The organism is Gammaproteobacteria bacterium (assembly GCA_041395445.1).
In the GTDB taxonomy this organism is placed as follows: domain Bacteria; phylum Pseudomonadota; class Gammaproteobacteria; order Xanthomonadales; family Marinicellaceae; genus NORP309.
Map to the genome: position 1 here is coordinate 171,400 of JAWLAO010000001.1, position 14,244 is coordinate 185,643.

Genomic DNA, 14,244 nt, shown 5'->3' on the forward strand with positions numbered 1-14,244 from the left:
ATTGTACCAACAAATTTATTGCGTTGTAAAGAAGTCTTTTGAAACCTTATGAAATTAAAACCCCTTGATATATAAGGGTTTGCGAAGATTTTAGGCATAAAAAAAGGGCTTCTGAAAGCCCCTGATTGAGTTAAATGGTACCGAGGGCGAGAATCGAACTCGCACTCCCGTAAAGGAACCGGATTTTGAATCCGGCGCGTCTACCAGTTCCGCCACCCCGGCACATTTGAGGTGTGTAAGTATAAAGATTTCTTCAGTTTGTTCAAGATAAATTGCTCAAATATTTAAACTTTTTAACTATTTGTTTTAAGCGTTAGTGCAATTCTGAAACCCACCCTTGCATCGGTAAAATCTGATTTTGCGGTTGAGCGATTACTTGATGAAAACTCCTCTTTGGCACTACTCCATGCACCACCACGAATCACATGATTTTCGCAACCCGGATTAAACCATGCTGTTCCATCAACTGGCGCACGAACATAGGAATCGTGCCAACAATCCATAACCCACTCCATAACATTTCCAGCCGTATCATTTAATCCAAAACTATTTGCAACAAAACTGCCAACAGGTGCTGGTCCCCAATGTTTGTCATTATAGTTTTCAAATCCCTTTTCCCATTTGGAACGAATCACTCCTTTCGACTTATCTTGTTTTCCGGTTAAATTCTCAATGATTTCGGTTGGGTTTCCATTCCCCCAAGGGAAAATAGATGTAGTATTAGATCTCAGTATATATTCAAATTCAGACTCCGAAAGCAGGCGATAATTTTTACCGGTCTTATTTGCAAGCCATTGAGTATAAGCCAATGCATCGTTCCATGAAATGTGAATTACCGGCAAGTCATCTTTGGATTTCTTGCCTAAATAATCACGCTCCCAGGTTATTTTGCTTTTGTTTTTTAAGCGACCCGTTTTTAAATCATATATTTTTGATGATTTGTTCTTTTCAGCATCAGTCACATAGTTTGTATCTTTAATGAAAAGTCTGAAGTCCTTAACGGAAATTTCATTCTTACTGACTGCAAAACCATATTGGATATCAACTCTATGTAACGGTTGTTCATTATTTAAGCCTTGAGCATTCCCCATAAGAAAACTTCCTGTGGGTATAACAACCATCTTAGGAAGTTCGCTATTGTTATAGAAATCTGCAAAGTTATCTAACGGCTTATATCTGCCAAATATCTGAATTCTTTGAATTTCAGAGTTATATTCTGCAAATTGTTCATCATCAACTCCTAACATTAGCAATTGTTCATACATTTGCTCAGCCCGTTGTAAATTAGCTGTGTCAATTGCAGATTCGGTTTGCTGTTTGAGCCACAATAGTCTTTGTTGCTTCAAATCAGTGATTCGTTGCTTTGTTGGGAGAATATTTTCAGATTCAGGATTGAGCATTTCCAATTGTTCCAATGAGGAGTTTGCCAATTGAAAGTCAATTTCCTCTGCGGCCAACAGGGCTTCAGCCACTAAAAAATCTTCAACTTTACTAACCAATTCAATACTTTTGGGATTCTCAGCATCCAACATAAAACTTCGTTTTGCAATATGCCATGCATCATTATTATCAGCATTTATTACATTGCCCTCAGCAAGGAATTGCAATCCTTTTGGATATATGTCATTGATGGTTTTGATGGTTGAAAGTTTTTCTTCAAGATTGAGTATTTCATCATGATTTGGATTTAGTGTTTTCAATCTTGAGATAGCAAAAGTTAAGTTGTCAGAATCGCTTTCAGAAATCGCCAAATTGCTAATATCCAGAATCTTATTGGTAATCTTCTCAGAAAGTATTTGCAAATTTTCATTCGCTTCGTCAATTGATTTTAAACTCAGATAATAAAATAATGCATTATCATTTTCAGGTTGAAAATACCTGTCTTCATCAATTGAAAGGTTTGCGGATTTAATAAGTTCTTCACTGGTTAAGGTACTCAGAGTTTGCAAATCGAACTCCCACTGCGGAACATCGAGAATACTATCAATAGTTGGGAAATTAGTATCTGGTTGAAACTCTTTAGGTTGTTGAATTGGTATTGGAGTTTGCGAGTTGTCAGCCACTAAATCAGGTGCATCAATAAGGCGGGAATTCGATGCAGTATTTTTCATAACAACAAGAAAAACAACAAGAATAACTCCTACAATGAAAACAGCAATTTCTTTACCAGACATATAGTTATTCTATTCCGGACAGTTATCTCTCAATGTGTTGCAAATTCTACCGTCAACGACCGGTGCAATTCCTCCGCTCGTAAATTGAATCTTCTGGATAACCAGTTGCTTCAAACTGGAACCATTTTTATTACAATTTACAATCATACTCGAATCAATCATATCATATCCATCATGGTCTGTATTATCATCAATTATATATTGCGGAACGACAGCAAATATTTCTTCATTATTCTCTATGAACCTATCATTTTTGGACCAACGCAAGTTTGTAAATTGTTGTTTTTCCGGATTATGTGTGTATTTAAAACCTGAGGTTAATAACCAGTGACCATTTGCAGTCCACATATCTATGCTATGAGTAATAACTTTTTTTAGAATTTCACCATTAATTTTTATCAGCTTCAACTCTGTTGAGTACGGGAACATTCCCTCTATGTGCTTCTTAGTGATTGAACTGTTTGCCTCAATATCGTGGTTAAGTCTGACTCCTCCTGAATTAATAAATGCAATATCAGCATGACAATGATCAAATTCTTCTTTAGCAGTATCTGCGATAAAGTTGCCGATATTTGTTTCAAAACGTCTGATTTCGCTTTCTTCAGCTTTTAAGGTTACTTTAGTTGTTCCATAAGCCGAGTCGAGACAATCGTCTTCTAATTTGAGTTTACGACAGTATTGCGAGTCTGTCATTACAACCATATTATTCACGATTTGCTGAACGAAATTATCCGGTTTAAAATCTTTATCCAAATCAATAAAAGCTGGTAAAAAATTTATATTGCCATCGTGAGTTTTGCTCACTTCAATCACAGTTGCTGAAACGGCATCCGCATCCGCCTTGGTAATCCAGTGATTGTCGATTTGTTCCAGTTGGCGATAGTGTTCATGACCACCAATAATCAAATCCGGGCGATCTTTCTTATCAAGATTCATAATTCTTCTGTCATCGGACATTTGCTGATGAGTGAGAGCAACAATCACATCAGCACCTTTTTCATTAAGAAATCTCACATAATGCTTTGTTACTTCAACTGTATCATCAAATCCGGCGATATATTCAGGTTTCGCCATATCTGTCATTAAGCTAAATATACCGACTTTGATTCCTGAATAGTCTTTCATCAACCATTTATGCATTTTCTCAGAGGTAATCACACCCAATTCATCATCACGTTTCCAGTTGATATTGGAGTCCAGCCAATTGAATTCAGATTCATCAATTCTTTGTTGCAAGTTGGACATGTATTTCATTTTTCCTTTGTCAAATTCATGATTTCCAAAGGTAATAATCATGTCATCATCAAATTGCGGAGAAAAACCATCCAGAAAATTCAATACATGAATCATTGACTCGCCATTATCAACTCGGCTAGAAAAAGATGGATAAAGGAAATCTCCGGCGTGCAATAACAAAACTTTTTTCCCTTCACTCTCTAGTTGATTTCTTAAAGCTCTAACCCTGGCAAGACCTCCAACATTCCCTTGATCCAATCCTTCAATACGATAAACATCGTTAATTGCCAGAATGACAAATGATTGAGAAGCTGAGTGTTTTTTTGTATGGCAAGAGCTTAAAACTAAGATGAAAATTAAAAATAATATTCCGAGTTTTTTAAAATTTACTGAGTGCATATTGGCTGTTTTTGAAAAATATGTTTTAATTAGCGGATGATAACAGATTACCATTGGATTGACGATAATTCGCAATTAGAACAGCTTATTTCTCTTGAAAAAAAAGCCGCTTTAGCTTTTGATAGTGAGTTTGAGCGCGTAAATACATACTACCCGAATCCGGCACTATTTCAGTTTCAAATCGGTGAAGAATTTTACCTTTTGGATATGAAAAAACTTCAGCCAAGTGAAGGTTTGCAAAATATATTGGATAATATCATAGTTCATTCCGGCTCGGAGGATTTAGAAATTATACAAAATATGTTTAACCGCCAGCCGAAAAATGTGTTTGACACTCAAATCGCTGCCTCTCTTTGCGGATATGGTTTACACGTTTCCTACCAAAATCTGGTTAAAGATCTGTTGGATGTTGACTTGCCAAAAGAACACAGTCGTTCCGATTGGATGAGAAGACCACTCTCCCCTAATCAAATTAAATATGCGATCGGAGATGTAGCACATCTTGCTGAAATGAAAAATATTTTATCTCAAAAGCTCGAAACTTTAGGAAGAATGGAATGGTTTGAGCTTGTCAGCAAAAATAAAATGCATTCAACTGATGCTAAAGAAGTTATTGAAAAACTATTTATCAAAATTTCAAAGTCTGACCGCTTAAATATTTCACAAAAGAAGTTGTTATTTGCAATTCTACAATGGCGTGAAGATTTTGCTCAGCAAAGAAACAAGCCTAGAAACTGGATCATGAAAAATGATCAAATCAGAAAAATTATCAAACTCAGACCCGGTAACAATACTGAACTCATCAAAAAAGCTGGATTGTATGAAAAATTTGTCGAATACAATGGCAATGATTTGATTGCTCTCTATGACAGTTCTCAAAAAATACATGCCAAATCGTTACCGGATATTTTCAGACTTGATTTGAATCAAACTCAAATCTTCGCAGCTTCAAAACAGATGATGATTGAAAAATGCGAAGAGTTAGATATTCCACCTTCACTGGTTATAAACACGCAAGATTTAAAAACGCACATTGCCCGAGGGAATACTCTCAATGATATTGAGTTATGGGGGTTAATCAATGGCTAATTTGTGAGTATTTGGAAAAACACTTGCACAATTGAACTTAAAAACTAAAATACACACTTCTCGGGATGTAGCGCAGCCTGGTAGCGCACCACAATGGGGTTGTGGGGGTCGGAAGTTCGAATCTTCTCATCCCGACCAATAGAAAATTATATGAGGTTAAATATGAAAAATCCGGTAAGAGTGGCAGTAACAGGTGCAGCAGGACAAATTGGATATCAATTGCTGTTCAGAATCGCAGCAGGTGATATGTTAGGACCGGATCAGCCGGTCATTCTTCAACTTCTGGAAATTCCGCCGGCGATGAATGCAGTTCAAGGTGTGGTAATGGAATTAGAAGATTGTGCATTTCCATTACTTCATGGTGTTTTTGCCAGCGATGACCCGAATGTAGCCTTTAAAGATGCGGATTTTGCTCTTCTTGTTGGTGCTCGCCCAAGAGGTCCGGGAATGGAAAGAAGCGACCTATTGGAAGCAAACGGTGCAATTTTTACCGTTCAAGGAAAAGCTATCAATGACAATGCCAACAAGAATATCAAAGTTCTTGTTGTTGGTAATCCGGCAAATACCAATGCTCTTATAGCCCAACAGTCAGCACCGGACATTAATCCAAAGCAGTTTACAGCGATGACTCGTTTGGATCATAATCGTGCGTTGGCACAACTAGCTGCTAAAACAGGAACTCAAACCAGTGACATCACAAATATGACAATCTGGGGAAACCATTCATCCACACAATATCCTGATATTTCTAATGTTAAAATTGAAGGTAAAAGTGCAACTGAAATGGTTGAAAGAGATTGGTATGAAAATGATTTTATCCCAACCGTCCAACAACGCGGTGCAGCGATTATTAAAGCTCGTGGTGCTTCAAGTGCTGCATCAGCTGCCTCTTCAGCGATTGACCATATCCGCAACTGGGAATTAGGTACAGATGATGGAGAGTGGGTATCAATGGCAATTCCAAGTGATGGCAGTTATGGCGTTGAACCTGGAATTATTTTTTCCTATCCAGTTACTTGTAAAAATGGTGAATATGAAATCGTTCAAGGTTTAGAAATAGACTCATTTTCACAAGAAAGGTTGGATGCAACTGAAAAAGAACTTAGAGAAGAACGAGCTGCCGTTGAGCATTTGTTCTCTTAAAAACTTTTCTTAAATTTCAATAAAAAAAACCTGCTTTAACTGCAGGTTTTTTGCAAAAGAAAAAAGTAAAGATAACTCTGTTCTTACTCAAAACCATTCATAAATATCAAGTCATTTAAAACACCAGATAATACAAACGATCCTCTTCCCATAGTCCCTACAATTAGCTTATCATTATCCGAGTGATACATTAACTCATAAACCAATGCGTTAGGCATGTTAGTGCCTAGAACAGACCATGAGCTGTAATTAGTAGATTCTTTTGAAATATAGACGCCTTTATCAGCTCCAACAGCCACCCCATTGTCACTTCCATTGCTATCAGTTAAAAATTCAATCGAACGGAATCTTCCGAAATTTGACAATGAACCTGTAATATCAGTCCAATTAGCTCCTGTATTAATTGTATGTAACACCCTGAGATTTTCAATAATAAATGCCTCTGTCGGGTCAGAAGGGTTAACAATAACACCTTGGATTAAATCATTAGGAGTAAAAACATGATTCAACGACCCATTTGATACTGTTCTTACAAACACTCCATCACTACCATCCGATCCATCGTAACAGCTTCCTTGACATCCTCCAATATATAATATATCTTCATTACCTGCTGCACCATAAGCAATATTGTTTCTTCCTGTGCCTACTGTAAAAATTCCGGGTCCAACCTCTGTCACAGTATCCCCTTTGTCCAAAGATTCGTATACTGAATTACCAGCTCCTATGATTAGTCTGTTCCCATTTAAATTATTAATTGATAAGGGAGTAACAAATTGAGCAGAAATCGGGTCACCTCCATTAAGGACTATCAAAGATGGATAATCTATGCTGATAAAATTATTATTATTATCATAGGTTATTCTCCTCAATACTTGTAAGTTCTGAAAACTGACATATCTTATCGACTGACTTACACCAGATAATGATAGTGTGTCCACCACAACATCGCCTCCATCTCCGCCACTAATCACAGACCAACTTCCGCTGTTAAATGTATCTTGTCTGCTTGTGCCATTATCTTGATTACCACTCAATGTTATGTTTGATGTTGTATCAAACGCCATATCATGTTGTTCGGTTACTCTAAGGTTTCCGTTAATTGAGACCCAATCACCGCTGGAATTAGTAGGATTCGTTCTTCGATAAATCCCGCCATCATCAGACTCCAGAAGGTTTCCTTGAAAATCAAATTGCATATCTCTTGAGTCTGCATGAGGAGAGCTATTACTAGCAGTTCCTGAATGTGTCAACGGTGCCCATTGAAAACCAGGGCTTTGAGAGGCATCACCTCTAAAAAGTCTTCCTGAATAAGTATTTGCACCGATTGAATTCGGAAAAGATGGTGATGTTCCAGAAGCTGGCTGTCTATCTCCTCCAACGTAAACAATATTATTATTAGATGGATCTGCAACTAATGAAAAGTGCAATCCGCCTTGCCCACCGGGGTGAATACCTTCCATTGTTCCCGATTCATTTGTTTCAGGAATATCCATTGCAGTCCATGTTGATGCTCCATTATCCGAACGAAATACACCTGCAAGCTTTCCCTGACAAGCCATGCCAGCAAAAACAATATCACTAGTGGATCCCACTGAAATCTTATAATGGCAAGTATCAGATCCAACGACAGTATCCATTGCTATATCACTGACTTTTATCCAGCTACTACCACTATCTATAGATTTGTAAATACCACTCACTGCCCCTGGCGAACAAACTCCTCCATATGTATTGACACCCGCATACAAGATACTATTATCGTGAGGATCAACTACCATACCAGTAGTGTTACCTAGGTTCATAGTATGAGACCAATTAGTTCCTCCATTTGTGGATTTAAAAATCCCAATATTTCCACATGTATATGAGTCTGCAACATCCACCGCAGTGACAAACGTAGAGCCGTTTGCATAGACATTAATAATATTTTTCCCTGACATACCATTTACGGGGAACCATGTATTACCTCCGTCAATTGTCTTGATTAACCCTTCTCTACTACCGCCAACACTTCCTAAACTACTTTTTCGTCCAAATGATGCAACTAATGTTTGAAAGCTGACATCTGAAAAATCAAATACTATATCAGTCATTGATAAAGAGTTCTGGTTATCGGTTAATGGCATCCAGTCTGGACTCAAATCCATTGCACTTGAGGTCTTCCAAACCCCTCCATTTACTGTCGCAACATAAATAATATTTTCATTGGTAGGGTGTGTTGCAATCCCGTGAATCGCGCCAATAACAGGAGTATCAGGCATCCCTTCAGATTGACCATACAAGAGTGGTCCCGGACCAAGACTCTGCCAGTCCTGCGCTAAAGCACTCCCAATAAAAAATAATCCAAGTATTAAGCATTTACTGCTTAAGTTATGCCTGTTTTTTATACATTTAATCACTGTTAATCACCACTATTTTCAAAGCATAAACAATCCTACTATAAAATGTAAAAAAAATATAGTAGAATTCAAACTAGGTTACGTTGATTACTGTTGTTTTTATCGAAAAACATGTGTACCGCAATTAGATAACATATTGGTGAACAAAAATGTATAAATTGATTTACTTTATTGGGTTTACAACACTTCTCCTTACTTCAAACTCATTTTCATTTGAGCTTTTCAAAGGTGTGATTCTTGATAAGGAATCATCACAAATTTTAATTGCTAGTCCTGAAAATGGAATTAAGTCAATTGATGCAAGCACCGGCAACGTGAATTGGAAAAGTGATTCGGCTGATATACCTATTGCTGTTATTGATTCAAAGATACTAACTCAGAAATCAAGTAAAAACCTAAAGTTTCTAGCAATTTCAACGTTATCTATGACTGGTCAAACATTGCAAATAAAAGAACTTCAGCTTCCGCAAGATGTAAGTTCGCAAGTTCAAGATACAATTCATTCAAAATTCAACCTAACCGCTTATCCAACTTTCGATAACATAAGCAATACATACAGTTATGACTTTCAATGGAGTTTTTTCGAACAAAAAATACAAGGCATGATGGCAGAAGAAATTACACCGCCTACACAAATTTTTGGCTCTGTTGTGATTGATGATATTAACAGTTTGGAATTAGCTAGCGTAAAACCAATGTCCAGTAGAATGGTTAAACAAAATATTCATGTTGAATCAGATAATCTCATCCCAGCGGTTGTAGGTCGGAAGTTTAAAAGTATCTCTGGAGACTATGTATTAGTAAGTAATCAGGATAGCGATAACGCCAAATGGGATAATTATATATGGACGATTTATTCTGTTTCTGGACAAGTATTAGGCAGTATTATGAATCATTCTTCTTTTAGACCTTTCGAAGTCATTGGTGAGCAATTAGTGTTTGTTGATTTGCCATCAGTTCGATTGATAAATAACCAATATGAGACTGTACCTTTATCAGTTAAATCTTACTCACTAACCAACTCCTCGTTGAATTGGACAAAAGAAATACGAGATTTTAGTTATAAAGGTCCATACCCTCACTAAAAATTTATCGAGCATCTTTGTTACATTTATGAAAACATGGAAAAGCTTTTCAATCGATAATTTGAGTATCTTTTACTGACAATTTAAGCATTATCAAATACACAGTTTTTTTGTAATGCTTTTGTAGCATTCAGTTTCTAATTTTCAGATTATCGACTTTTAATTCTACAAATCTTTATGGAAATTCATAAAAAATATATAATGTTACACTAGTAACTCATTCCATAATTTACCGGAAAAACCCAAACACCAATTCAATGGTTCTAAAACTCACAAAAATAATTACCGAAAAGCTAAAAGTGTCTTTTCTGGATTTGTTACCAATAATTTTCGTTGTGTTATTTTTTCAGATTGTTGTTTTACATCAACCATTTCCAAACCTTACAGAAATTTTAATCGGACTCATTTTTGTTGTCGTTGGGTTGATGCTTTTTGTGGAAGGACTTGAGTTAGGATTGTTTCCAATTGGTGAGAATTTATCCTATGCATTAGCCAAAAAAGGCAGTTTGTTTTGGTTATTATCCTTTTCATTCTTACTGAGCTTTTCTACAACAATTGCAGAACCTGCATTGATAGCTGTCTCTAAAGAAGCTGCAGAAATTGCTGTCCAGGCCAATCTCATTAGTGCAGAAAATGAATCAAGCTATGCAATGGGTCTGAGGTTATCAGTAGCTGTATCTGTTGGTTTGGCAATTTTAATTGGAATTTGGAGAATTATTAAAGGTTGGAAAATTTATTATTTGATTATCGGTGGCTACGTTCTGGTAATCCTGATGACTGTTTTCGCTCCGGATGAAATCATAGGAATTGCCTATGATGCCGGCGGTGTAACGACCTCAACCATTACGGTTCCTTTAGTAACTGCTCTTGGTGTTGGATTAGCAAGCATTATTGATGGCAGAAGTCCGCTAACTGACGGCTTTGGCTTAATAGCTTTTGCTTCATTATTACCAATGATATTTGTAATGGGTTATGGGATGGTTATTTTTTAGAATTATGTTGATTCAAGAACTTGCCAATACATTTGTTAATACAATTAAGGATGTCGCATCTATAGTGACACTCATTGCTGTTTTTCAAATTTTTGTAATTAAGAAATCCATACCCAACCTCGGCAGAGTTTTATTTGGTGTCATTTTAGTCATCATTGGTTTGACATTCTTTCTGATTGGTTTGGAGAAAGCTCTATTTCCCGTTGGAGAACTCATGGCGAAACAGCTTTCATCTCCCGAGTTTCTGAAAGACCACTATTCCGGTTCGCTGACAGATTGGCAGGCTTACTACTGGATTTATATTTTTGCAGCTCTGATTGGTTTCTCAACCACTATTGCTGAACCTTCACTCTATGCTGTTGCAGTTAAAGCGAATGAAGTTTCAGGAGGAACAATAGGAACATTCTATCTTCGGTTTGTAGTGGCTATAGGGGTAGCACTTGCACTAGCTGTTGGAACATATCGTATTGTTGTTGGTGGCTCATTGGCCACATACATAATGGTTGGGTACATTGTAGTTATTATTCAAACCATTTTTGTCAAAAAGGATATCGTAGCACTTGCTTATGATTCCGGTGGAGTTACCACCTCGACAGTTACTGTGCCGATTGTGGCTGCATTAGGTTTAGGGCTTGCTTCAGTCGTACCCGGGAGAAATCCTGCTTTAGATGGCTTTGGCTTAATTGCTTTTGCCAGTGTTTTTCCGATGATTACGGTTTTGGGGTATGCACAGATAATTGACTTAATCACATATATTAGTAAAATTAAAAAAAGCGGAAAATAGACTTATGAAATTTAATTTAATTGTTGCATTAGTAGATCCGAGTATTACTGAAAAAGTTGTAAAAACGGCTAAAGACTCAGGAGCTACCGGCGATGTAATTATTCAGGGGAAAGGTTCTGGCATTGATTCTTCGAGCTTTTTGGGTCTTTCAATCAGAGATAAAACAGATATTGTTTTACTAATTGTGGAAGAACATCACACAAAGAAAATCATGGATACAGTCTCCGAAGAATGTAATATAGAAGATCCCGGTAATGGCGTATTGATTGCACTCAATATTGACAAGGTTGCCGGTTTTTCAAACCAAATAAAAGCAATCCGGGAAAATCTTAAAACCGAACAACTATAAAACTCATTATGGAAACTTATACTCAAATAAAAGATATAGCATCGGATCAACTATTTTATATTGATGGACTAGCAAGTGTCAGAGATGCAGTCAAATTGATGAAAGAGAAAAAGGTCAACGCGTTAATAATACAGAAAAGAAATCAATCTGATGCCAATGGCATTGTAACTGTTAGTGATATTATTCACGGTGTTATTGTACCCGGCAAAACATTGGATGAAGTGAGTGTTTATGAAATCATGACTAAACCGGTATTTGCAATTCCTTCACATTTAAATATCCGCTATGTTCCTCGGCTCATGAATAATTACAACATCAGAATTGCTCCAATCGAGGAAAATGGTAAATACATCGGAATAATCGACTATACCAAATTTCTCTTTAATGCACTTGACGAGAGTAAATAATACATTTACTTTTTGATTGGCAAATTCTGTTTAGTGACAATCGAATCACTAGCGACAAATGGTTTAGGCATAAACTCTTCAGGTCTTTGCGGCAAATTAAATTTCTCAATCAGTCCCGGAGTTAGTTCGTACAATGATAAGTCTATATCAGAGTCTGAGCTCGCAACCATATTCACTTCAAAGAAAGACTCTTGATTTGCGTATATTCTTAACAATCTTGATTGTTGCTGATATTTCTTTTCATTAGAGATATTACTTTTCTCACCATTGATAGATAGTTGATAAATGACAACTTCATTATTTGTTATCAAATTCATACGATTGACCTCTTTCCCAGACTGAATCAAAAATTTGATATTTCTTTTTCCATCTAGGGTCGTATCATTCAAAATTTCCACGTTTGCAACAGGAATGTGTCTATTTTCTGTATAAGCCACGTGTTTCGCCCACAACCACTGATGAGTAATAAATTCTTTAAACCCTTCTTCTGTTAGTACATTCTCAGTGAAAAACTGGTTGGTCCATTTATCAGTTTTATAATCATGGGTGTAATAATAGGATTTCTGTGTTTTCTCGTCTTGGAAATAATACAAGCTATCAGGAAGTGGTCTGTCTTTATTAAATGATGCTTGAGTTTCTGCAAAAATATAAATCGCCAATGGGATAAAAACAAAAACAAATCTATTGACCTCAATTGTATTTTTATCAAACAAAACCGGCAGATAAACTGACAAAATCATTACCAGCAATACACCGACAAAAGGTAATGTTGAGAGTCCTAAAGCAACCGGAAGTTGAACTATCAAAGGAACAAATATCACTATCGAAGGAATTACCAATAGAAGAACCAAATAATTACTCAACCTGTTAAAGAAAACTCGAACTGCAAGAATTAAAGTTCCTGTCAGCCCAAGAAGAATAAAAAAGTGAGCACCGGTTAAATAGATACTAAAAAGTAAAATAATAATCTGCCAAATTAATATCGGCGCAATCATAAGCTCGATTGAATTAAATTTTTCGCGAGCATAGGAATACAAAAAATAATTTGTACTGAATGCCACCAAACAAAAGAACAGAATATACCAATAACCGTTGTAGGTAAATTCTTGCATGATTTCTGAATAATGAGGATGCAACCAATAAAGAAATTTCAATAATGCAAAGCAGATAAATAAAACCATAATTATCGACTTGAGAAACGGCAATGTTGCTGAAAGAATCCTCTTCGGATTGGCTAAACCTTTTTTTACAGTTACAAGAACAACACTCAAAAATAGCAATAAACTGACAAGACTCAATGAAACTGCCCAGGAAAAGGGATAGGAAATCGTCTTCAAAAACGGTAATTGAAAATAAACCATATCTCCATCTGTACGAATATGTGTCAAATCTGTTATTGATAATTCTTGCAGAATCGGCACTAAATATGAAGCCTGATGAGCTAAAGAGTTTAACGAAAGGTTATCACTATTATCCCTGGGAGTGTGATAGTCGAAATGGTTATCTATAAAGGCAAAATTATAACCTTGAATATCGTGATCACGACGAAAAACAGTTAAATCGGTATCATTCGGAAGGAGTTTATAAATGCTGTACGCTAAAGAATTGGAATTTGGATATTGAACTTGTGACTGATTAAAAAGATCCAGAAGTTTCGCATTACCCTGATTGGTTTCCATAAACATAAAAGCCGGTCCTGCGGTTCCGCGAGCTTCAAAATTCATGACAATTTTTACATCACTCATCCATCTGTGTTTATCAGCAAATGCCTTTGCACCCAGTAATCCGATTTCTTCTGCATCAGTGATAAGGATAATAATATCATTATGTCTTTCGCTGCTACTTTGTAATATCGTTCTGATTCCCTCCAGAATCACTGACACACCGGAACCGGCATCAGCAGCGCCAAATGATTGATAGGGAACGGAGTCATAGTGCGACATTACAAGTATCGCATCCGTACTCGGAGCTGAACTATTAGCAGGAACACGAGCAATGACGTTAGTCACAGAAGAATATACATTTTGCTCATTGAGCACCGGCTCAGTTTGAGTTTCAACCTGCAAACCCAATGTCTCAAGTTCTGAAATAATATACTCTCTGACAACTTCATGATTAGGTGACCCTACATAATGCGGTTCTTTGCTTATATTTCTGTTGATTGCGACCGCATTTTGCATTTTG

Annotated in this window: 11 protein-coding genes and 2 tRNA genes; 8 read left to right on the forward strand and 5 right to left on the reverse strand. The window is 36.5% G+C overall.

Features of this window, described 5'->3' with window-relative positions; translation table 11 throughout:
- Positions 1–135: 135 nt before the first annotated feature.
- The 3 genes from R3F25_00790 to R3F25_00800 form a co-directional block, all read right to left on the reverse strand.
- Positions 136–222: transfer RNA gene (locus R3F25_00790), tRNA-Leu, on the reverse strand.
- Between the two features lie 71 nt (positions 223–293).
- A complete protein-coding gene (locus tag R3F25_00795) occupies positions 294–2,174 on the reverse strand; it encodes an SUMF1/EgtB/PvdO family nonheme iron enzyme (GenBank protein MEZ5495363.1) in 1,881 nt (626 codons plus the stop codon).
- A gap of 9 nt (positions 2,175–2,183) precedes the next feature.
- Positions 2,184–3,809 (reverse strand): bifunctional metallophosphatase/5'-nucleotidase, encoded by a 1,626-nt coding sequence (locus R3F25_00800; GenBank protein MEZ5495364.1) that lies wholly within the window; start codon positions 3,807–3,809, stop codon positions 2,184–2,186.
- Positions 3,810–3,845: 36 nt separating this feature from the next.
- Here R3F25_00800 and R3F25_00805 point away from each other — a divergent pair, with 36 nt between their 5' ends.
- The 3 genes from R3F25_00805 to R3F25_00815 all read left to right on the forward strand — a co-directional run bounded on the left by R3F25_00805 (position 3,846) and on the right by R3F25_00815 (position 6,041).
- Positions 3,846–4,898, forward strand: coding sequence for an HRDC domain-containing protein (locus R3F25_00805; protein MEZ5495365.1), 1,053 nt, complete (start codon positions 3,846–3,848; stop codon positions 4,896–4,898).
- A gap of 61 nt (positions 4,899–4,959) precedes the next feature.
- A tRNA-Pro gene (locus tag R3F25_00810) sits at positions 4,960–5,036 on the forward strand.
- A gap of 24 nt (positions 5,037–5,060) precedes the next feature.
- On the forward strand, positions 5,061–6,041 hold the full coding sequence (locus R3F25_00815; protein ID MEZ5495366.1) for a malate dehydrogenase: 981 nt from the start codon (positions 5,061–5,063) through the stop codon (positions 6,039–6,041).
- A gap of 83 nt (positions 6,042–6,124) precedes the next feature.
- On the opposite strand, the gene R3F25_00820 is transcribed toward R3F25_00815, so the two are convergent.
- A complete protein-coding gene (locus tag R3F25_00820) occupies positions 6,125–8,191 on the reverse strand; it encodes a hypothetical protein (protein MEZ5495367.1) in 2,067 nt (688 codons plus the stop codon).
- 401 nt (positions 8,192–8,592) lie between these two features.
- Here R3F25_00820 and R3F25_00825 point away from each other — a divergent pair, with 401 nt between their 5' ends.
- The 5 genes from R3F25_00825 (at position 8,593) to R3F25_00845 (ending at position 12,060) form a co-directional block, all read left to right on the forward strand.
- Complete coding sequence (locus R3F25_00825; GenBank protein ID MEZ5495368.1) at positions 8,593–9,528, forward strand: hypothetical protein; 936 nt, start codon at positions 8,593–8,595, stop codon at positions 9,526–9,528.
- Positions 9,529–9,785: 257 nt separating this feature from the next.
- Positions 9,786–10,520: a DUF1538 domain-containing protein gene (locus R3F25_00830; GenBank protein ID MEZ5495369.1), complete on the forward strand. Its 735-nt coding sequence runs from the start codon at positions 9,786–9,788 to the stop codon at positions 10,518–10,520.
- A gap of 4 nt (positions 10,521–10,524) precedes the next feature.
- Positions 10,525–11,304 (forward strand): DUF1538 domain-containing protein, encoded by a 780-nt coding sequence (locus tag R3F25_00835; GenBank protein ID MEZ5495370.1) that lies wholly within the window; start codon positions 10,525–10,527, stop codon positions 11,302–11,304.
- Positions 11,305–11,308: 4 nt separating this feature from the next.
- Positions 11,309–11,653, forward strand: a complete 345-nt coding sequence (locus tag R3F25_00840; protein ID MEZ5495371.1) for a P-II family nitrogen regulator — start codon at positions 11,309–11,311, stop codon at positions 11,651–11,653.
- Between the two features lie 8 nt (positions 11,654–11,661).
- The gene (locus R3F25_00845; protein ID MEZ5495372.1) at positions 11,662–12,060 is read left to right on the forward strand and encodes a CBS domain-containing protein; all 399 of its coding nucleotides are present in this window, start codon (positions 11,662–11,664) and stop codon (positions 12,058–12,060) included.
- A gap of 5 nt (positions 12,061–12,065) precedes the next feature.
- On the opposite strand, the gene R3F25_00850 is transcribed toward R3F25_00845, so the two are convergent.
- Positions 12,066–14,240 carry a M28 family peptidase gene (locus R3F25_00850; protein MEZ5495373.1) on the reverse strand — a complete coding sequence of 725 codons (2,175 nt, stop codon included), beginning with the start codon at positions 14,238–14,240 and terminating at the stop codon, positions 12,066–12,068.
- Positions 14,241–14,244 lie beyond the last annotated feature (4 nt).